The 18862-nt window shown below is 61.5% G+C and carries 14 protein-coding genes; 3 read left to right on the top strand and 11 right to left on the bottom strand.

Translation table 11 applies throughout. From position 1 onward, the window contains the following. Positions 1–183: 183 nt before the first annotated feature. The 4 genes from BLX42_RS18180 to BLX42_RS18165 form a co-directional block, all read right to left on the bottom strand. Positions 184–2571, bottom strand: coding sequence for a hybrid sensor histidine kinase/response regulator (locus tag BLX42_RS18180; protein WP_161872321.1), 2388 nt, complete (start codon positions 2569–2571; stop codon positions 184–186). 14 nt (positions 2572–2585) lie between these two features. Further along, positions 2586–3047 (bottom strand): response regulator, encoded by a 462-nt coding sequence (locus BLX42_RS18175; protein ID WP_046787299.1) that lies wholly within the window; start codon positions 3045–3047, stop codon positions 2586–2588. 15 nt (positions 3048–3062) lie between these two features. Further along, complete coding sequence (locus BLX42_RS18170) at positions 3063–5333, bottom strand: ATP-binding protein (RefSeq protein ID WP_161872320.1); 2271 nt, start codon at positions 5331–5333, stop codon at positions 3063–3065. A 260-nt stretch (positions 5334–5593) separates the two neighbouring features. Next, entirely contained in the window at positions 5594–6742 is a 1149-nt protein-coding gene (locus BLX42_RS18165) for a M14-type cytosolic carboxypeptidase (protein ID WP_161872319.1), read from the bottom strand. Positions 6743–7071: 329 nt separating this feature from the next. On the opposite strand from BLX42_RS18165, the gene BLX42_RS18160 reads away from it, so the two are divergent. Continuing rightward, positions 7072–8247 carry an MFS transporter gene (locus tag BLX42_RS18160; protein WP_161872322.1) on the top strand — a complete coding sequence of 392 codons (1176 nt, stop codon included), beginning with the start codon at positions 7072–7074 and terminating at the stop codon, positions 8245–8247. Positions 8248–8290: 43 nt separating this feature from the next. Here the strand turns inward: BLX42_RS18160 and BLX42_RS18155 are convergent, their stop codons facing one another. Then, positions 8291–8806: a DUF4880 domain-containing protein gene (locus BLX42_RS18155; protein WP_161872318.1), complete on the bottom strand. Its 516-nt coding sequence runs from the start codon at positions 8804–8806 to the stop codon at positions 8291–8293. A gap of 436 nt (positions 8807–9242) precedes the next feature. Further along, entirely contained in the window at positions 9243–9554 is a 312-nt protein-coding gene (locus BLX42_RS18150) for a DUF6124 family protein (RefSeq protein WP_046787295.1), read from the bottom strand. 130 nt (positions 9555–9684) lie between these two features. Here BLX42_RS18150 and BLX42_RS18145 point away from each other — a divergent pair, with 130 nt between their 5' ends. Next, complete coding sequence (locus BLX42_RS18145; RefSeq protein ID WP_046787294.1) at positions 9685–10347, top strand: LexA family transcriptional regulator; 663 nt, start codon at positions 9685–9687, stop codon at positions 10345–10347. Between the two features lie 33 nt (positions 10348–10380). Here BLX42_RS18145 and BLX42_RS18140 read toward each other — a convergent pair whose 3' ends face one another. The 4 genes from BLX42_RS18140 to BLX42_RS18125 are packed head-to-tail and all read right to left on the bottom strand — an operon-like array spanning position 10381 to position 15939. Next, positions 10381–12333 (bottom strand): acetyl/propionyl/methylcrotonyl-CoA carboxylase subunit alpha, encoded by a 1953-nt coding sequence (locus BLX42_RS18140; protein ID WP_161872317.1) that lies wholly within the window; start codon positions 12331–12333, stop codon positions 10381–10383. Further along, a complete protein-coding gene (locus tag BLX42_RS18135; RefSeq protein WP_161872316.1) occupies positions 12330–13145 on the bottom strand; it encodes a gamma-carboxygeranoyl-CoA hydratase in 816 nt (271 codons plus the stop codon). The genes BLX42_RS18140 and BLX42_RS18135 overlap by 4 nt, the downstream gene beginning before the upstream one ends. Positions 13146–13148: 3 nt before the next feature. Then, positions 13149–14756 carry a carboxyl transferase domain-containing protein gene (locus BLX42_RS18130; protein ID WP_161872315.1) on the bottom strand — a complete coding sequence of 536 codons (1608 nt, stop codon included), beginning with the start codon at positions 14754–14756 and terminating at the stop codon, positions 13149–13151. 19 nt (positions 14757–14775) lie between these two features. After that, positions 14776–15939, bottom strand: coding sequence for an isovaleryl-CoA dehydrogenase (locus BLX42_RS18125; RefSeq protein ID WP_012313713.1), 1164 nt, complete (start codon positions 15937–15939; stop codon positions 14776–14778). A gap of 216 nt (positions 15940–16155) precedes the next feature. On the opposite strand from BLX42_RS18125, the gene BLX42_RS18120 reads away from it, so the two are divergent. Next, a complete protein-coding gene (locus BLX42_RS18120; RefSeq protein ID WP_161872314.1) occupies positions 16156–17829 on the top strand; it encodes an AMP-binding protein in 1674 nt (557 codons plus the stop codon). An 86-nt stretch (positions 17830–17915) separates the two neighbouring features. On the opposite strand, the gene BLX42_RS18115 is transcribed toward BLX42_RS18120, so the two are convergent. Continuing rightward, positions 17916–18845 (bottom strand): RHS repeat-associated core domain-containing protein, encoded by a 930-nt coding sequence (locus BLX42_RS18115; protein WP_161872313.1) that lies wholly within the window; start codon positions 18843–18845, stop codon positions 17916–17918. Positions 18846–18862 lie beyond the last annotated feature (17 nt).

Genomic DNA, 18862 nt, shown 5'->3' with positions numbered 1-18862 from the left:
TAAGGCAGCAGGTTTTGATCCTGCCATGCGTTGGTTCGAATCCAGCCGCCCCTGCCATTTTCTCGTTAAACATCCATTCCTGATTCAGTGCAGATGACTATCGGCGCTGGGTTTTTTCGTTTCTGGCGTTTGCGCAAGCCCATCGCCAGCTGACGACAATGGGCCCTGTCAGCTACAGCGCGATTACCTGTTCACCCGCAGCAGTTCATCCAGCACGCGGGCCAGTTCCTCAGCCTGCACCGGCTTCTGCATCACCAGGCTGTCCGGCAAATCCAGCCCTTCCAGCTCGGCATACCCTGTCAGAAACACCACCGGCAAGCGCGGATGCCGTTCACGTGCGGCCAAAGCCAGTTGAGCACCGTTGAATTCGGGCATGGCAAAGTCGGTCAGCAACAAGTCGATCTCGTTGTCCAGCTGGGCCAATGCCTGTTCGCCGCTGTGTGCCTGGCGTACCTGATAGCCGTACTGGCGCAACACATCGCCGAGCATGTCACGCACCAGGTGGTCGTCATCCACCAGCAGCACCGTGCGGTCGCGGCCACTGTCGCTGATGGACTGCGACGCAGCCGGGATCACCGGGTCCGCCGCCAGCTCATGCTTCACTGCGGGCAGGTAAACGGCAACCTGGGTGCCATGCCCAGGCGCGGTGTCGATGCGCACACCGCCACCAGACTGCTTGGCAAAGCCGAACACCTGGGCCAGCCCCAGGCCCGAGCCTTTGCCGATGTCCTTGGTGGTGAAGAAGGGTTCGAACACCTTGGCCACCACCTCTTCGCTCATGCCGCAGCCGGTGTCGCGGATGCTCAGCATCACATACTCGCCCGGCTCCGGGTCTTCCGGCCGCTGCGGGCGGGCCTTGATCCGGGTATTGCGTGTGGCCAGCGTCAACTGGCCACCGTCGGGCATGGCGTCGCGGGCGTTGATCGCCAGGTTGAGAATGATCATTTCGGTCTGGGTCGGGTCGGTCAGCGCTTGCCACAGGCTGTGGTCCAGGTCCAGGCGCACAGAAATGCTCCCGCCCAAGGTGCGGCGCAGCAATTCCTCCAGGCCGCCCAAGGTGCGGTTGAGGTTCAGCGGTACCGGTTCCAGGCGCTGGCGGCGGGAGAAGGCGAGCAGCTGTGAGGTCAGCTTGGCGCCGCGTTCACCCGCCTCGCGGATATGCGTCAGGCGTTTGCGCGCTTTTTCCAGGTCACCTTTGTCCAGGTCGCGCTCAAGGAAGCTTGAGCCGGTAAGGATGACTGTCAGCAGATTATTGAAGTCGTGTGCAACACCCGCCGTGAGCTGGCCGACCGCCTCCAGCCGTTGCATCTGCTGCAACGCTGCCTCTATGCGCTCGCGCTCGGTGATCTGTTCGCGCAGGCGGTCGTTGGCGTCGGCCAGGCCCATGGCTGCTTCGCGCTCGCTGGTGATGTCGCGGGCTACCACATAGAGCAGCGTGTCTTCCGGTACCACCACCCATGACAGCCAGCGCAACTGGCCGCCTGCATGCTGGATACGGCCGACGAAGCGCGCGCTGGTGCGGCCATGGGCGAGGGCGGCGAGTTCGGTCAGCAGCGCTTCTTGGTCCGGTTCGGGCAGCAACTGCAATAACGAGGTCTGGCTCAGGCGTTCGCGCGAGAAACCCAGGCTGGCCTCCCAGGCAGGGTTCAGTGCGACCGGTGTGAGGTCTTTGTTGAGCACCGCGAGCAAGTCCTGGGAAAGCTCCCAGGCCCGGTCACGCTCGCGGGTACGGCGCTCGACCCGCTCGCCGAGCATTTCGTTGAGCTGTTTGAGCGCCTGGGTCGCCAGGCGCTGGGCGTGGATGTCCTGCAATACGCCCGAAAAGCGTGTGCAGCGGCCATCGACAAACTGGCTCTGACCGCTGCTGAGCAGCCAGCGCGGTTCCAGGCCGTTGGGTTGGGCAATGCGAAATTCGGCCCGGTAAAGCCCGTCGCTGTCCGGGCGCATGGCGTATTCCACCGTTTCGCGCACCCGTTGCACGTCTTCTGGATAGATGCCGGCATAGAAAACGTCAAGGCTCATCTCGGTGTCTACCGGCAGACCGAACAGCGTCTTGCAGCGGTCGTCCCAGATCAGCAGCCCTTCTTCCGGGCGAAAGTCCCAGGTACCCATGCCGGCTGCATCGATGGCAATCCGGGCGCGTGCCTCAAGGTCCGCCAGGGCTTCTTCGGCACGGCGCCGACGCTGACGTTCCTGCACTTCGGTAAGCGCCCTGCGCACTGCCTTGGGCAGCAACGACAGGTTTTTCTTCAGTACATAGTCGGTGGCACCCAGGCGGATCATTTCCACCGCGTGCTCCTCACCGTATATGCCCGACAGGAAGATGAACGGCGTATCCGGCGCCAGGCGCTGGGCGATGGCCAGCACGTCGGTACCGGACGAGCCGGGCAGCACGCAGTCGCAAAGGATCAGGTCATAGCTGGCTTCGTGCAGGGCATGCTCGGCGGCAACATGATCGAACACCAGCTGCGACTGCAGCTGCAGTCCGCTGCGCTCCAGGCTTAGCAAGGTCAGCTCGGCATCCAGCGAGCTGTCTTCGACCATCAGTAATTTGAGCGGCGTTGGCAGCATGTTCGCGGCGGGCCTCAGTTGCTGCCACGCCGGTTGAGGCGTAGCGAGCCAGGTGGTGGTTCGTTGAGCACGGCCCAGAACACGCCGAGGTCGGAAATCGCCGCGACGAACTCCTTGAACTCCACGGGCTTGACCACGTAGGCATTGACCCCCAGTTCATAAGCCCGCAGCAAGTCGGGCTCTTCTCGCGACGAGGTTAGCATCACCGTCGGGATGCTGCGCAGCTCGGGGGTGGCACGCACCTCCCTTAGCACTTCCAGGCCATCGACCTTGGGCAGTTTCAGGTCCAGTAGCAACACGGCGGGGTTGCCGTCGTCGCGCGCGGCATAGGCGTTACGCCGGAGCAGATAGTCGAGGGCATCAGCGCCGTCGCGCAGAACGATGACCTCGTTGGCCAACTGGCTACGCTCCAGGGCCAGGAGCGTCAGCTCCAGGTCCCGGGGGTTGTCTTCTACCAGCAGGATAGGTTTGAGCATGATTGAACCGGTGCCTCAGTTTGTTTCTGGATGACGTGGAAGAGTGAAATGGAAGCTGGCGCCCTGGTCGACCTGGCCTTGGGCCCAGACTCGGCCATCATGGCGCTCGATGATCCGCCGCACGCTGGCCAGACCTATTCCGGTGCCCTCGAAATCCTCCATGCGGTGCAGCCGCTGGAACACCCCGAAGAGTTTGTTGGCATAGGCCATGTCGAAGCCCACGCCATTATCGCGAATATAGACTTCGATTTCCTCCGCGTGCTGGTGTGCGCCGATTTCGATGCGCGCAGGTTCGCGGCCACGGGTGTACTTGATAGCGTTGGCGATCAGATTATGCAGCGCCAGGTTGATGAACGCCGGGTCACCGATCACCTTGGGCAGCGGTGCGACGTCCCAGACGATCTCGCGCCCTTCATAATCGGGCGCCAGTTCCTGGCGGATGGCTTCTACAAGCGCATTGAGGTCAACATCCGACAGGCGTAGGGCCGAGCGGCCCATCTGCGAGAAGTTGAGCAGGTTATCCACCAGGCTGCCGGCGAACTGCGCAGCTTCCTCGATGTGCTTGAGAAAGCGCCGGCCGCGTTCACTCAGGCCCTGGCCTTCGATTTCGCCTAGCAGTTCGGTGTAACCGGCGATATGCCGCAACGGTGCGCGCAGGTCGTGGGACACGCTGTAGCTGAAGGCTTCGAGCTCCTTGTTCGAACGGCGCAGCTCGTTGGCCAGTTGCGCCAGCTCTTCGGCCTTGCGCAGGACAATGCCGAGCACGGCGGTGCGCAGTTCGACCACGCCTTCGATCGTCAGCGGGTCCCACGGCTCGCAGTAGCCGCCCAGCTGTTCCTGCCAGTGTTCGAAGCTGTGCCGCGGGTTCAGCGCGCCCTGCGGGCCTATCTGTTTGTCGGGCCGTCCGGCCCAGTTGACCGTGCGCACCTGCTCGGGGCGGAACCACAGCAGGTAGTGCGAGTGGATCTGGGAAATCGCCACTGCCAGCACGCCACCGGCATGCTCGGCCAGCTCGGGCAGTTCGTCGATGTCGCGGCGCACGTTGTCACTGTGGAACACCGTCTCATCATGACGCTGGGCCAGCCAGTGCACCAGCGCAGTGACCTGCGCTGCCGGCGGCGTCTGGCCAATCAGGTCGCAGCGCTCGGCGGAAATGACCGCTGCGCCGCTTGCCCCGGCGAAGGCCAGCAGCACCTCGGGCTGCGCGCGCAGACCCTCGCTGACACTGTCATGGTCGGCCATCGAGGAGATCATGCGTACGATGTGCTGGCGCAGGTCGAGCAGCTTCCGGGTATTGGCGTGGGCCTCACGCGACTCGATCTGCAGCGACAGCACACTGGCCAGCAGCTCGCAGGCTGTGCGGGTGCGCAGGTCGACCGGTCGAGGTTGCTCGTGGTGGCACGACACCAGCCCCCACAGTTGCCCATCGACCACGATCGACAGTGACATCGACGCCAGGGTGCCCATGTTGCGCATGTACTGCAGGTGCACCGGCGACACGCTGCGCAACGCGGCAAAACTCATGTCCAGCGGCTTGCCGGTGCGCGGGTTGGCCGCCGGCACCAGCGGTGAGGCCTGGTAGTCGGCATCTTCGATCACACGAATGCGGTTGACCCGATAGAGCTCGCGGGCCTGGCGGGGAATGTCCGACGCTGGGAAGCACAAACCCAGGTAGCGTGGATAGCCGGCATCAGCCACTTCAGCGAGCACCTGGCCATTGCCCTCTTTATCGAAGCTGTAGGCCTTGACCCGGCCAAAACCGGTGATTCGCTTTATCTGCAATACAGTCTGCTGCAGCAACGCTTCCAGGGTTGCGGCGTTGTTCAGGCTACTGACGAAACCCCGCACCAGGGGGTAATAGTCGCCTTGGTCGACCGGGCCGACAGCCTGACGAACGGGCTCGAACTCAGCGATCAGTACCTGATCATGGCGATGGGTCAGCAGGCGCAGCCGGTCGTTGCAGGGTGCCCCATTACGCAGGAGCACATCGCCGATGTGGAAGGGGAATACATCGTCGCCGGGCAGGCGCTCAAGATGGGAACGCAGATCGAAACTGTCGCTGACCACGTCGGCGAAGGTGCATCCCACCAGCTCAAGGGCGGGCACACCGAGCCAGCGTTCGACATTGTCGCTGGCCTGGAGGATACGCAGGTCCTGTTCATCCAGTACCAGCAGAAAACCATGTGGCTGGATGCTGCCGGGTACCTGGATCGGCTCCTGGGCGCAGCGTTCCACGGCTTCGGCGAGTGCGATGTCGGTGGTCGTCAATGGATACGCTCCTGTCATGTTCGTCCATGCATGGCGCGCATGCGTCTGATGCGGGCTCGGTGGCTGCTGCGCACCGTAACAGAATGCGCACTGCTTTGCCGGCCTATGGCCATTGGAGGCACGGGAGGCGCTTGGGTTCGATGCCAGCCGAAAATTTCTTTGCTGTGGGCAGTGCCAGACGATGTCTGCGGTTTGTACCGGGACAGCTCGCAGACACTATATAGAGATCTGAGCGAGGGTATTGGAGCGGGCTGGCCTCGCGAAGAGGCCAGCATTGATCAGCGCAAATCGTCAGCCATCTTTAGCAAGGTCTCCAGCACCGCCCCTGCCAATGCCTTGGACCGCTCTCCCGACCAGCCGGTCACCGGGTTGGGCGCATCGTCATGGTCCTTGAACGGCATCTCAAGGGTCAGCGACAGGCAGTCGTACGCCATGCCCACCGCATTGCACGCCAGTGTCGTATTGGCCTGCCCCGGCTCATCGCGGGTATAGCCATACTTGGTCTGGAAGTCAGGCGTAACGCTGCACAAGGTGCTGCGGAACTGCTCCTCAAGCTTGGCCAGGCGTGGCGTGTACCCCGGGTTACCCTCACACGCTGCGGTGAACACGTGCGGGATTTCTTCATCCCCATGCACATCGATGAACGCATCCACCCCGTACTGCTTCATCTGCGCCTGGGCAAAGAACACCTCCGGGCTAGCCTCGACGCTGGCGTCCTGCCAGGCCCGGTTGAGGTCCTGGCCCTTGAAGTTGGTGCGCAGGTGGCCGAGGAAAGCGCCATCCGGGTTCATGTTTGCGATCAGGTACAGGTCAGCCTTGGCCAGCAGTTGCTGGACGACGGCGTCATTGGCTTGAAGACGGTCGATCACCCCCTCCATGAACCACTCGGCCATGTGCTCGCCCGGGTGCTGCTGGGCGATCAGCCAGAGCTTGCGTTTGCCTGCGGCTCCGTCGCCTGCGCGCAACAGCGGAATGTCGCGGCCCTGCACGCTGCGGCCATGGGCCAGCAGTTCGACACCGGGAATCTGCTGGGCACGCTCGATCAACTGGTTGTGGCGCGCACGCGGGTAGGGCTCGAAGTAGGCGAACCAGATCTGCTCCTGCTCGGCTTTCACTTCGAAGGCCAGTGCCTTGCCATCGAACTGGCTGGGCACACGGAACCAGGTTTGCTGGTCGTACGAAGCCACGGCGTTATAGCCGGCCCAGGCGTTCTTGTAGGAAGACTCGCTGGCGTTGTCCAGGCTGAAGCGATGGACCTGACCGGGCGTGAGGCCGCTGACCTTGAAGTGGAACCACTGGAAGTGGCCGCTGTGGGTGTCCGGGCGAATGGCCAGGTGGACCTGGGCAGGGTTACTGGCATCCAGGACCTGGATGTTGCCGGAATCGAAAGCGCAGTCGATCTGCAGAGGGGACAGCGTCACGGTCATTGGCGTGGCTCCTTGGGCTTTGTTGTGGGGGTACTGTACACCCCTCGTGGGGGAGACTGTGTACAAAAAACAGCACCCTCAATGATTTCCTATTGTTGGGAAGTTAATTGCAGGCTGATTAAGCCGTTGATAGATCGAACTGGAATGGGCGGGTCAGGATGGACTAGTACGATGTTGGGTTCAAGAATCCTACACGTTTTTAGGGTGTTTCATTCAGTAATCCCGCTTGTGTGTATTGCCTGTGTGGGTTCGTATATGCATTGAAAAAAATAGTGGAACGGTTAGGCGTGTTGGTCAGCGCCCTGTCGTCAGTAACCGGAGTGGGTGGCGTGCCTGCTAAAACTACTGCCCTGTCGATTTTACTCATTCTTATCAGTCTGCTGGGTGTATTCCCACTCGACGTCATTTTGCCTTCTGTTCCGCAGATGGCTGAGTATTATGCAGTCGATACAAAGCGCATTGCCTATTCAGTGAGTTTATTTGCGCTGGGTGTGGCTCTATCCCAAGCGGTGATCGGCCCGCTTTCCGATTGTGTGGGAAGAAAACGCTTGCTGATCGCTGGGCTCTTGGTAGGCATCGCAGGGGCAATCGGCTGCATGCGCACCACTCACTATGAGACCTTCATGGTGTTTCGCCTGTTGCAGGCCATGGGCTGTGGCTGTTTCGTACTAAGCCAAGCGCTGGTGCAGGATAGTTACAGTGGCCAGCAGCGCAATGCGATGCGAATTCTTCTGACCAGTGCAAGCGGCGTCTTTATCGCGTTGTCGCCGTTAGCAGGCAGCGTGCTTCAGCAATATTGGGGGTGGCAGGGGAGTTTTCAGGCATTTGTCATGCTGGCAGTATTGGTGCTGTTACTTTGTTTGATGTTATTGGGTGAAGATAGAGCCTCTCGCTATCGGGGAGGTTTTTTGCCTGGCTATTGCCAGATTCTGAAGGACAGAAAGTTTCTTGTGTATTCGTTCTTCTCCTGTTTGGCATTTGCCTGTCACTTTTCATTTGTTGTCGTATCCCCCTTGTTGTTGATGGGGCCGCTAGGGTTGACGGAGTTCGCCTTCTCCATGGTGTTCCTCTTGTATGGGTTGGCCTACATGGTCGGCGGTGTAGTTGCCAATTCGCTGAATCGAAGTATGAGTACACAGGCGCAGATTGGTTGTGGATTTGCACTGATAGGCACCGCTGGCATTGCCCTGCACCTTGCTATTTCAAGCGGTGCACTGGTGCTCATCGATCTTGTATTGCCATTAACCTTATGCACAATCGGCACGTCGATCGTCCGCCCGGCTGCAACCACGTACGCACTCAGTCGGCATCCCGATCGCGCAGGGGCTGCTGCATCGGTCAGCAACACATTGCTCTTTGCGTGCGGTGGGGGCGTTAGCCTGCTGGTGGCTTCATCAGGAGAGGTGAGTTTGGCAATGCATCTGGCAGTGAGTTTTATAGCCTCTTGCCTATCAGGCTGGTTGCTCCTTGCCTACGTGTCCGGGCTATTCGGACATAAGCCTTGATTTGGCAGGGGTACTGGCTTTGCATCCTGCCGACCCTGACGGCTTACGCCCAGTAGCCAAACAGCACCAGCGCCGCCACGCCCAGCCCTACTGCAATCGAACACCCACCCAACGAAATCGCCGCTCGCCCTTGCCGATACCAGCCATCGTGCCCCAGCTCCCTCGCTGGGGCGAGCAGGCTGCGCCAGCGCAGTTCGGTGTCATGGAAGGCTTGCAGGTGCGCTGCATCGGCGTCCAGCCAGCGCCGAAAATCAATGCGCTCGCAGGTGGTGACCTCAGGGCTCTGCAACCGTACATACCATTGGCCGGCAACGCTGGCCACTGCATCACCGTGCGGGCGGGCCGTTTGCAGGGCCTGGTTCATGTGCCGTTCGATGCTCAGCAAGGGCAAGTCGAGGCGCCTGGCGATACCGGCGAAGTCCAGCTGGTCCAGGCGATTGAGCAGGAACACTTGCTGAACGCGGCGTGGCAAGCGCTTGAGCCCGTGCAGCAGAGCATCCTCGGCGTCGTGGCCGGTAGCGGGCGTTGGGTGCTCAAAAGGCAGCAGCAGGCGGCTCATGGTCAGCTCCTTGCTCAAGAGTAGGGGTGGGGGCATCTTCCGTGATGCGAAACCAGCTTAGTAGAAACGAGATTGATTCTCAAGTGCGGATTCCGCAAAGTTTTGTAATGAGCGTTCACGCCCTGACACACTTTTGCTATCATCGCGGCCATCAATGATCTTCATTAGCCTGAAGAGCCAAAAAAAAGACCCGGCAATAAGCCGGGTCAAAAACCGTGATTAGCCTGATGAGGAGATAATCTGAGAGCGACCTAAGCTCCAGGTTATCCAGCAGATCTCGCGATCAGCTGAGTGCAATAATAATCGTTATCATTTGCCAGTCAAATGATTTTTCACCTATCCGGTAAAAACTTTTGCTGGAGCACTCCCTTGTCCCGGCAATCGGGGCCCCTTGCCGTTACCTGGCCACCACGTCTCTCCCTATTCCAGTTCCAGTCTAAAGACCGCTCTGCACGGTCCGCTTGTGCTCCAGCAGCGCCCTGGCCATGTCCATCATGTGCATCAGTGCAAAGGTCAGCTCGCGGTGGCTGCCTTCCTGATGGGTGGCGGTTTCATGGGCGGTGGCGGCCGCGCAGCGCAGCAGCGCGATGGCGTGCTCCTGGGCCTGGTCTGCGGTGACGCCTTCGTGGAGTGTCCAGATCTTGTTGTCGATGCTGGGGCGCGGCGGGTTGGGGTTGAGGTAGTAGTCGAGGGCGCGGCGGGCTGCTTCGCTGTCGAGTTCTGTTTCGTCGTTTTTCGGTGGTTTCATCGCGATACCTTCTGATTTCCCTTCAAACACAATGAAATCAGAGCATAGGTCAATCTGTACTATTAATCCTGTCACAAATAATTCAGAGTGTGTATTGAAGCGGCTAATACAGTCCGTATTGTTGCCGCTCATGGAAAACTGGAACGCATTTCTCAAGCGCTACAAGCGCGAACATAATCTCAGCCAGCTCAAGCTGGCCGAACGTCTGGGCATGACTCAGGGCGGCGTGGGCCATTGGCTGCGTGGGACGCGGCGGCCAACGCTGATCACCATCAACGAGAAACTGGAAAAGCTCGGGTTGGTGTACCTGGAGGCCCAGGTCATGGTGGTTGAACGTGAGGTCAATGACCTCACGCGTGAATCCAGGGGCACCTACGGCCCCGCACGGCCTTTGTCGGTTGAGGCGCTGCGTTATGCAAGCTTCCGTTTCCCTGTGCTGAGCTGGGCTGATCTGCAGGGGCCTTTACCTGAAAAGAGCGACCTGCACGAACAGACTGACTATATGCCGGCGGGTAATGCATTTTGGCTGGCAGTGGAAAACGACTCGATGAACGCCGCCAGTGGCAAGAGCGTGCCGGAAGGTATGCGTATCCTGATCGATACGGGGCTCGAGGCGCAGCCGGGCAAGTTGGTGATTGCCAGGCAGCCGGGGCGCTTGGCGGTCTTGCGGCAATTGATCGAAGAGGGTGGGGAGCGGATGCTCAAGCCCCTGAATACCCGTTATCCGACGGTTTTGTGTGAGCCAGGGTGTGAGTTTCTCGGGGTGGTTGTGCGGGTGCACGGCTCCTTCTAGATTGCCGGGGCCGCAAAGCGGCCCTTGCTTGCATCACTCCACCAGTTCGACCAGCACCGTCCCTTCGCTGACCATATCCCCTTCCTGGCAAAACAACGCCTTCACCGTCCCACCTTGCGGAGCGCGGATGCTGTGTTCCATTTTCATCGCCTCCAGCACCACCAGCGCAGTCCCTGCTTCCACCGCCTGGCCCGGCTCCACCAGTACCCGCACGATGCTGCCATTCATGGGCGCGCCCAGCCCGCCCTGATGGCTGTGGCTGGCTTCGGCCTCAGCGATCGGGTCAAAGGCCTCGATGGCATGCACTTCACCATCCCAGCGCAGGTATAGCGTGCCACCGCGGCGCACTGCCAGGTAACGCCTGCGCACGCCGCCTTGATCATGCCCGAGCTGTTCGCCGTCCAGCTGCCAGGCCAAAGTAGCGCCGTGCTCAAGGGTAACTGCCTGGCTTTCGCCGCCGCTGCGTAAATGCAGGCTGCTGTGCGCTGGCAGGCCCAGGCGCAAACCCGTGCGCTCAGCCCAGGGGGAGCGTTCATCGTCGTCACGCTGATGCGGCGCCTGGCCCTGCAGCCAGGCTTCCCCTGCGGCTTGCCAGAAGCCTGCGGGCAATGGCTGCGGTACCGGCAGCAGTACCTCCTGATGACGTGGAATAAAGCCTGTATCCAGCTCGGCCGCCGCGAATGCGGGATGGGCGAGGATGCGGCGCAGGAAGGCAATGTTGGTCTTCAGCCCGCCGATGGCGAACTCGTCCAGCATCGCCAGCAAGCGCAGGCGTGCCTGTTCACGGTTTTCGCCCCACGCGATCAGCTTGCCCAGCATGGGGTCATAAAAGGATGAGACCTGGTCTCCCTCGCTTACCCCGCTGTCCACCCGGCGACCTTCGCCAGGTGCCGACTCGCGGTACAGCGTCAGGGTGCCTGTAGCCGGCAGAAACTCATTGGCCGGGTCTTCGGCATACAGGCGCACCTCGATGGCATGGCCGATCAGCGGCACCTGCGCCTGGGTAATCGGCAGCGGCTCGCCGCAGGCGACGCGGATCTGCCAGGCCACCAGGTCCAGGCCGGTGATAGCTTCGGTCACCGGGTGCTCTACCTGCAGGCGGGTATTCATCTCCATGAAGAAGAACTCGCCACGGGCATCGAGCAGAAACTCCACGGTGCCGGCACCGACATAACCGATGGCCTGGGCGGCGCGCACCGCCGCTTCGCCCATGGCCCGCCGCAATTCAGGGGAGAGCCCCGGCGCAGGCGCTTCCTCGACCACTTTCTGATGGCGGCGCTGGATCGAGCAGTCGCGCTCATTAAGGTACAGGCAGTTGCCGTGCTGATCGGCGAACACCTGGATCTCGACGTGGCGGGGCTTGAGCACGTACTTTTCCACCAGCATGCGCGCATCGCCGAACGACGACTGCGCTTCACGCTGGGCCGAGGCGAGGGCATCGGCCAGCTGGCTTTCTTCCTCCACCACTTTCATGCCCTTGCCGCCGCCCCCGGCGCTGGCCTTGAGCAGCACCGGGTAGCCGATGCGCTCGGCGGCGGCGCGGAAGGTTTCCAGGTCCTGGGCGTCGCCGTGGTAACCCGGCACCAGCGGTACGCCGGCCGCTTCCATCAGCGCCTTGGCTGCCGATTTGCTGCCCATTGCATCAATGGCGCTGGCCGGCGGGCCAAGGAAGATCAGCCCGGCGTCCTCGATGGCTCGGGCAAACCCTGCGTTTTCCGAAAGAAAGCCGTAGCCTGGGTGAATGGCCTGGGCGCCGCTGGCTTTGGCCGCAGCGAGCAATTTGTCGATCACCAGGTAACTGTCAGCGGCTTTGCTGCCACCCAGGTCGACACGGATATCCGCTTCGCGGCTGTGGCGGGCATCGCGGTCGGTGGCGCTGTGCACGGCCACGGTGGTCAGGCCCATGGCCTTGGCGGTGCGCATCACCCGGCAGGCGATTTCGCCACGGTTGGCGACCAGCAGCGTGGTCAATGGCGGGCGGCTCATGGGCGCGGCTCCTTGTTGGGCTCGGTTTGCCAGGCGGGGCGACGTTTTTCCAGGAAGGCGCGCAGGCCCTCCTGGCCTTCGGCGCTGACACGGATACGGGCAATGGCGTTTTCACAGTAGCGGCGCAGGGCAGGGCTGAGCTCACCGTCATCGACTTCGCGCAGCAGGTCCTTGGTGGCGCGCAGTGCCTGCGGGCTGTTTTGCAAGAGGTTGTCCACCCAGGCCTGTACCTGCACTTGCAGCTCACTGGCCGGGTACACTTCTGCCAACAGCCCCAGTTCCCGGGCCCGTACGCCGCTGAAGCGTTCGGCGGTCAGGGCATAACGGCGCGCGGTACGCTCACCGATGGCCTTGACCACGAACGGGCTGATCACCGCCGGGGCCAGGCCGATGCGCACTTCGGACAGGCACAGCTGTGCATCCTCGGCGCCGATGGCCATGTCGCAGCAACTGATCAACCCCAGGGCGCCGCCAAAGGCCGCGCCCTGCACCACGGCCAGGGTGGGTACCTTCAAGCGGTGCAGGGCGTACATCAGTTCGCCCAGTTCACGGGCGTCATCGAGGTTGGTGTTGAAGTCCAGCTGTGCCGATTGCTGCATCCACGCCAGGTCTGCGCCGGCGCTGAAATGGCGGCCACGGCCGCGCAGCAGCATGAAGCGCAGGCTGGCGTCGTCGGCCAGCTGGCCGAGGGCGACGATCAGCTCGCGGATCATCTGTGCATTGAAGGCGTTGTTCTTGTCCTCGCGGCTCAGCCACAGGGTGGCGAAGCCGCGCGGGTCGCGGATCACTTCGAGGGTGCTGAAATCGCTCATGGGTCACATCCGGAAAATGCCGAAGCGGCTCTGTTCGATTGGTGCGTTCAGCGCGGCGGACAACGCCAGGCCTAGCACGTCGCGGGTCTGCGCCGGGTCGATGACGCCGTCGTCCCATAGCCGGGCGCTGGAATAGTAGGGGTGACCCTGGTGTTCGTACTGGTCGAGAATGGGCTGCTTGAGCCTGGCCTCATCCTCGGCGCTGAAGGCCTGGCCGCTGCGTTCGCTCTGCTCGCGCTTGACCTGGGCCAGCACCCCGGCGGCCTGTTCGGCCCCCATCACGCCAATCCGCGCATTGGGCCACATCCACAGGAAGCGCGGATCATAGGCGCGGCCACACATGCCGTAGTTGCCAGCGCCAAAGCTGCCACCGATGATCACCGTGAACTTCGGCACCTGGGCGCAGGCCACGGCGGTGACCAGCTTGGCGCCGTGCTTGGCGATGCCGCCTTCTTCGTACTTCTTGCCGACCATGAAGCCGGTGATGTTTTGCAGGAACAGCAGCGGGATGCCGCGTTGGCAGGCCAGTTCGATGAAGTGCGCGCCTTTCTGCGCGGCTTCGGCGAACAGGATGCCGTTGTTGGCCAGTATCGCCACCGGGTAGCCGTGCAGGTGGGCAAAGCCGCACACCAGCGTGGTGCCGAACAGCGCCTTGAATTCATCGAAAACCGACCCGTCGACCAGACGCGCAATCACCTCACGCACATCGAACGGTTGCTTGGCGTCGGCCGGCACCACGCCGTACAGCTCTTGGGCGGGATACAGCGGCGCAACCGGCGCCTGGCGTTGCAGCTTGCCGAGCTTGTGCCAGTTGAGGTTGGCCACGCTGCGCCGGGCGATGGCCAGGGCGTGCTCGTCATTGTCGGCATAATGGTCGGCCACGCCGCTGGTGCGGCAGTGCACATCGGCACCGCCGAGGTCTTCGGCGCTCACCACCTCACCCGTCGCGGCTTTCACCAGTGGCGGGCCCGCCAGGAAGATGGTCGCCTGCTGGCGGACCATGATCGCTTCGTCGGCCATGGCCGGCACATAGGCGCCGCCTGCGGTGCACGAGCCCATGACCACGGCGATCTGCGGGATGCCCAGCGCGCTCATGTTGGCCTGGTTGAAGAAGATTCGCCCGAAGTGCTCGCGGTCCGGGAACACTTCATCCTGGCGCGGCAGGTTGGCGCCGCCCGAGTCCACCAGGTAGATGCACGGCAGACGGTTCTGCTGGGCGATGGTTTGCGCACGCAGGTGCTTTTTGACCGTCAGCGGGTAATACGAGCCGCCTTTCACTGTGGCGTCGTTGGCCACGATCATGCATTCCACGCCTTCGACACGGCCGATGCCCGCGATGACGCCGGCAGCGGGCACGTCTTCGCCGTACACCTCATGGGCGGCCAGCTGGCCGATTTCGAGAAATGGCGAGCCCGGGTCCAGCAGACGATCGATACGCTCACGCGGTAGCAGTTTGCCCCTGGAGGTGTGCCGTTCTTGGGCCTTGGGCCCGCCGCCTTGTGCAATGTGGGCGAGCAGGCCGCGCAGGGCCTGGACCTGTTCGAGCATGGCCGCGCTGTTGCCGGCGAATTCCGCCGAACGCGGGTTGATCTGGGTGTGCAAGGTAGCCATGTGCGCCCGTCCCTTGTGCTCAGCGGGTTTCGTTGAACAGTTCGCGGCCGATCAGCATCCGGCGGATTTCGCTGGTGCCGGCGCCGATCTCGTACAGCTTGGCGTCGCGCAGCAAGCGGCCCGCCGGGAATTCATTGATGTAGCCGTTGCCGCCGAGGATCTGGATCGCTTCCAGGGCCATCTGCGTGGCGCGCTCCGCGGTGTACAGGATCACCCCGGCGGCGTCCTTGCGTGTGGTCTCGCCACGGTCGCAGGCCTGGGCCACGGCATACAGGTAGGCGCGGCTGGCGTTCAGTTGGGTGTACATGTCGGCGATCTTGCCCTGGATCAACTGGAACTCGCCGATGCTCTGGCCGAACTGCTTGCGGTCGTGGATGTAGGGGACCACCAGGTCCATGCAGCTTTGCATGATGCCGGTGGGGCCACCGGAGAGCACCACGCGCTCGTAGTCCAGGCCGCTCATCAGTACGCGCACGCCGCCGTTGAGCTGGCCGAGGATGTTTTCTTCCGGCACTTCGACGTCATCGAAGAACAGCTCGCAGGTGTTGGAGCCGCGCATGCCCAGCTTGTCGAACTTGTTGCTGCGGCTGAAGCCTTGCCAGTCGCGCTCGACAATGAACGCTGTGATGCCGTGGGCGCCCTTGTCCAGGTCGGTCTTGGCGTAGATCACGTAGGTGTTGGCATCCGGGCCATTGGTGATCCAGGTCTTGCTGCCGTTGAGCACGTAGCGGTCGCCGCGCTTTTCGGCGCGCAGTTTCATCGACACCACGTCGGAGCCGGCGTTTGGCTCGCTCATGGCCAGCGCGCCGATGTGCTCACCGCTGATCAGCTTGGGCAGGTACTTGAGCTTCTGCTCATGGGTGCCGTTGCGGTTGATCTGGTTGACGCACAGGTTGGAGTGGGCGCCGTAGGACAGCGCCACCGAGGCTGAGCCACGGCTGATTTCTTCCATCGACACCACGTGGGCCAGGTAGCCCAGGCCGGCGCCGCCGTATTCTTCCGGTACCGTGATGCCCAGCAGGCCCATGTCGCCAAACTTGCGCCACATGTCGGCAGGGAACAGGTTGTCGTGGTCGATCTGCGCGGCGCGTGGCGCCAGCTCGGCGGCGACGAAGGTGCGCACCTGGTCACGGAGCATGTCGATGGTTTCGCCCAGGGCGAAGTTCAGGGAGGGGTAATGCATGGGGCACCTTCTTGTTCTTGAAATTAGGAAACACCGTAGCTCAGCAAGCGGTAGCCATTGGCTATGAGCGCTATGTCGTTTTCACCTTTACGTTAACGTAAACCTGCGGTCCGCCGGTGTCAATCCGGTCATCACCTTTACGTAAACGTAAATCTGCGCCACAGTATTTGTCGCTTGCTTGAGCCGTGCCCAGAACAACCACAAGAAGGGACACCCATGAGTCAACCCAGCTACACCCAAGGTCGTCAGGACCAACCCTTGCTGACCCTGACCATTGGCCAGGCCTTCGATGCGACCGTGGCCCGTTACGCCGATGGCGAAGCGTTGGTGGTGCGCCAGCAGGGCCTGCGTTTCACCTGGCAGCAGTTGGCCGAACAGGTCGATGTCCATGCCCGGGCGTTGATGGCCTTGGGTGTCGACAGGGGGGACCGGGTCGGCATCTGGTCACCCAACTGCGCCCAGTGGTGCATCCTGCAGCTGGCCAGCGCCAAGGTCGGTGCGATTCTGGTCAATATCAACCCGGCCTACCGGGTGGGCGAGCTGGAGTACGTGTTGCGCCAGTCCGGCTGCCGCTGGCTGGTGTGCGCCGATGCCTTCAAGACGTCCGATTACCATGCCATGGTCAAGGAGCTGATACCGGGGCTGGCTGCAGTGGTGCCCGGTGACTTGGCCAGCGAGCGCCTGCCCGAGCTGCGCGGGGTGATCAGCCTGGCCGGCAACCCGCCCCCAGGCTTTCTGGCGTGGCATGCGCTTGGCGAGCGGGCAGGGGAGACGGCTGTTGAGGCTTATCAGGCCCGCCAGCGCAGCCTGCAGTTCGATCAGCCGGTGAACATCCAGTACACCTCCGGCACCACTGGCGCGCCCAAGGGGGCGACGCTCAGTCATTACAACATCCTCAACAACGGTTTCATGGTTGGCGAAAGTCTGGGCCTGACCAGCACCGACCGCATGGTGATCCCGGTACCGCTGTACCACTGCTTCGGCATGGTCATGGCCAACCTTGGTTGCATCACCCATGGCAGCACCATGATCTACCCCAGCGACGCCTTCGATGCCGAGCTCACTCTGCGTGCGGTCGCCGAGGAGCGCGCCAGCATCCTCTATGGCGTGCCGACCATGTTCATCGCCATGCTCGACCACCCGTCGCGCCAGCACCTGGACCTTTCGACCCTGCGCAGCGGCATCATGGCCGGTGCCACCTGCCCGATCGAGGTCATGCGCCGGGTCATCGACCAACTGCACATGGCCCAGGTGCAAATTGCCTATGGCATGACCGAAACCAGCCCGGTGTCCCTGCAGACCGGCCCCGACGATGACCTGGAGCTGCGCGTGACCACGGTTGGCCGCACCCAGCCCCAGCTGGAGACCAAACTGGTGGATGCCGACGGCTGCATCGTGCCCAGGGGCGAGATCGGCGAATTGTGCACCCGTGGCTACAGCGTGATGCTCGGTTACTGGGACAACCCGCAGGCCACGGCGGATGCCATCGATCCTGCAGGGTGGATGCACTCGGGTGACCTGGCGGTGATGGATGAAGATGGCCATGTGCGCATCGTCGGGCGCAACAAGGACATGATCATTCGCGGTGGCGAAAACATTTATCCGCGCGAGCTCGAGGAGTTCTTCTATACCCACCCTGCAGTGGCGGACGCCCAGGTGATCGGCATCCCGTGCGATAGGTATGGCGAGGAAATTGTGGCCTGGATCAAGCTGCACCCTGGGCACAGTGCAACCGTCGAAGAACTGCGGGATTGGTGCAAGGCGCACATCGCACACTTCAAAGTGCCGCAGCATATCCGCTTTGTCGATGAGTACCCCATGACAGTGACGGGTAAGGTGCAGAAGTTCCGGATGCGAGAGGTCAGTGTGGCAGAAATCGTGGCGACTTGAGAGTGATGCTCCTCGGGTTGCCCCGCTTTAAGTGCTTCGAACAACCTGAGGAGCCTTGCCATCCACTGTACTGCTGGCGGAATTGACTAATTTTTATTTTTTCTGACAACCGATAGTAGTCTACTCAATAAGCCTGGTTTTTCTGGGTAAAAAACGATCGGCTTGGGGTTTTTGATTTCCGGATTTGTTTCTATGTTTAGAAACTCCCCGTCAATGTGGTGTGTCCGGGAGACATTCTTTTTATAGGTATATACTGGGCGCCCGGTCAAGTTTGCCATTGTTTGCCCGACGGGTTTCGACCAGCCGGTATAGCCTCCCCTTCTTCCGGCTTTACAGCTATGCAAGTGTATAGGGCCGTCAGTTAGCTCAAGGTTGGCGTCCTGCATCTTTTGCAGTACTTGACGGGGCTTGTATCCACCAATCGTGCCTAAGCTTCTATCGCCATGACCTTTAATATAGGTCATGCCATCGGTGTTGTAGCCTACCAGTAGTGCTCGGTTGTACCCACTTTGATTATCGACGACTTTGCCCAGTGCTATCATCGTACCGTCGGTGATCAATACCGGCCTTGAATTAAGACTGCGGGTGCGCCAGCGCCCACTGGGATCACTAAAGTTTGTAGGGTCACCGGACACAAATGCGTAAGCATTAACACCACCCCTGTCGAAAGGGCTGAAGTCATCAGGGCAGGTGAACCTGCGTAGAGTAGGGAGATAAGACCGATACCCCATGCCTAACCAGTATTGCGAACTGATGGCGTCGAAATACTCACCGTTGAATGCGACAGGTTGTACTTCATCCAAAGGGCTATGCCCGTATGCATCGTAAGCTACTAAATTCCGTATTGTTGAGGTGCTGTCGCTGATGGGGGAGTTATGTGGGTCGCAGGCCAATAGATGTATTTCTTTGTTTTTTCTATAGGCCGAAATAACTGTTTCATTCCTCAAGATGTAGGAAGTCTGTGTAGGGCTAAGCGTTGTAATATATGTGGCGTTACGGTAAAAGTGTCTTTTCATCGTCCAGGCCTCTTGGG

Origin of the sequence: Pseudomonas sp. SG-MS2, from assembly GCF_009933855.1 — a bacterium.
Classification (GTDB): Bacteria; Pseudomonadota; Gammaproteobacteria; order Pseudomonadales; family Pseudomonadaceae; genus Aquipseudomonas; species Aquipseudomonas putida_E.
The sequence above is the reverse complement of the archived record's forward strand: the minus strand, read 5'-3'. Positions and strand labels throughout refer to the sequence as shown.

Bases quoted from the DNA above. Each gene is read 5' to 3' on its own strand.
- BLX42_RS18130 (WP_161872315.1), bottom strand. From the start codon at position 14,756: ATGGCTACCTTGCACACCCAGATCAACCCGCGTTCGGCGGAATTCGCC.
- BLX42_RS18165 (WP_161872319.1), bottom strand. From the start codon at position 6,742: ATGACCGTGACGCTGTCCCCTCTGCAGATCGACTGCGCTTTCGATTCC.
- BLX42_RS18135 (WP_161872316.1), bottom strand. From the start codon at position 13,145: ATGAGCGATTTCAGCACCCTCGAAGTGATCCGCGACCCGCGCGGCTTC.
- BLX42_RS18170 (WP_161872320.1), bottom strand. From the start codon at position 5,333: ATGACAGGAGCGTATCCATTGACGACCACCGACATCGCACTCGCCGAA.
- BLX42_RS18155 (WP_161872318.1), bottom strand. From the start codon at position 8,806: ATGAGCCGCCTGCTGCTGCCTTTTGAGCACCCAACGCCCGCTACCGGC.
- BLX42_RS18140 (WP_161872317.1), bottom strand. From the start codon at position 12,333: ATGAGCCGCCCGCCATTGACCACGCTGCTGGTCGCCAACCGTGGCGAA.
- BLX42_RS18115 (WP_161872313.1), bottom strand. From the start codon at position 18,845: ATGAAAAGACACTTTTACCGTAACGCCACATATATTACAACGCTTAGC.
- BLX42_RS18150 (WP_046787295.1), bottom strand. From the start codon at position 9,554: ATGAAACCACCGAAAAACGACGAAACAGAACTCGACAGCGAAGCAGCC.
- BLX42_RS18180 (WP_161872321.1), bottom strand. From the start codon at position 2,571: ATGCTGCCAACGCCGCTCAAATTACTGATGGTCGAAGACAGCTCGCTG.
- BLX42_RS18120 (WP_161872314.1), top strand. From the start codon at position 16,156: ATGAGTCAACCCAGCTACACCCAAGGTCGTCAGGACCAACCCTTGCTG.
- BLX42_RS18125 (WP_012313713.1), bottom strand. From the start codon at position 15,939: ATGCATTACCCCTCCCTGAACTTCGCCCTGGGCGAAACCATCGACATG.
- BLX42_RS18175 (WP_046787299.1), bottom strand. From the start codon at position 3,047: ATGCTCAAACCTATCCTGCTGGTAGAAGACAACCCCCGGGACCTGGAG.
- BLX42_RS18145 (WP_046787294.1), top strand. From the start codon at position 9,685: ATGGAAAACTGGAACGCATTTCTCAAGCGCTACAAGCGCGAACATAAT.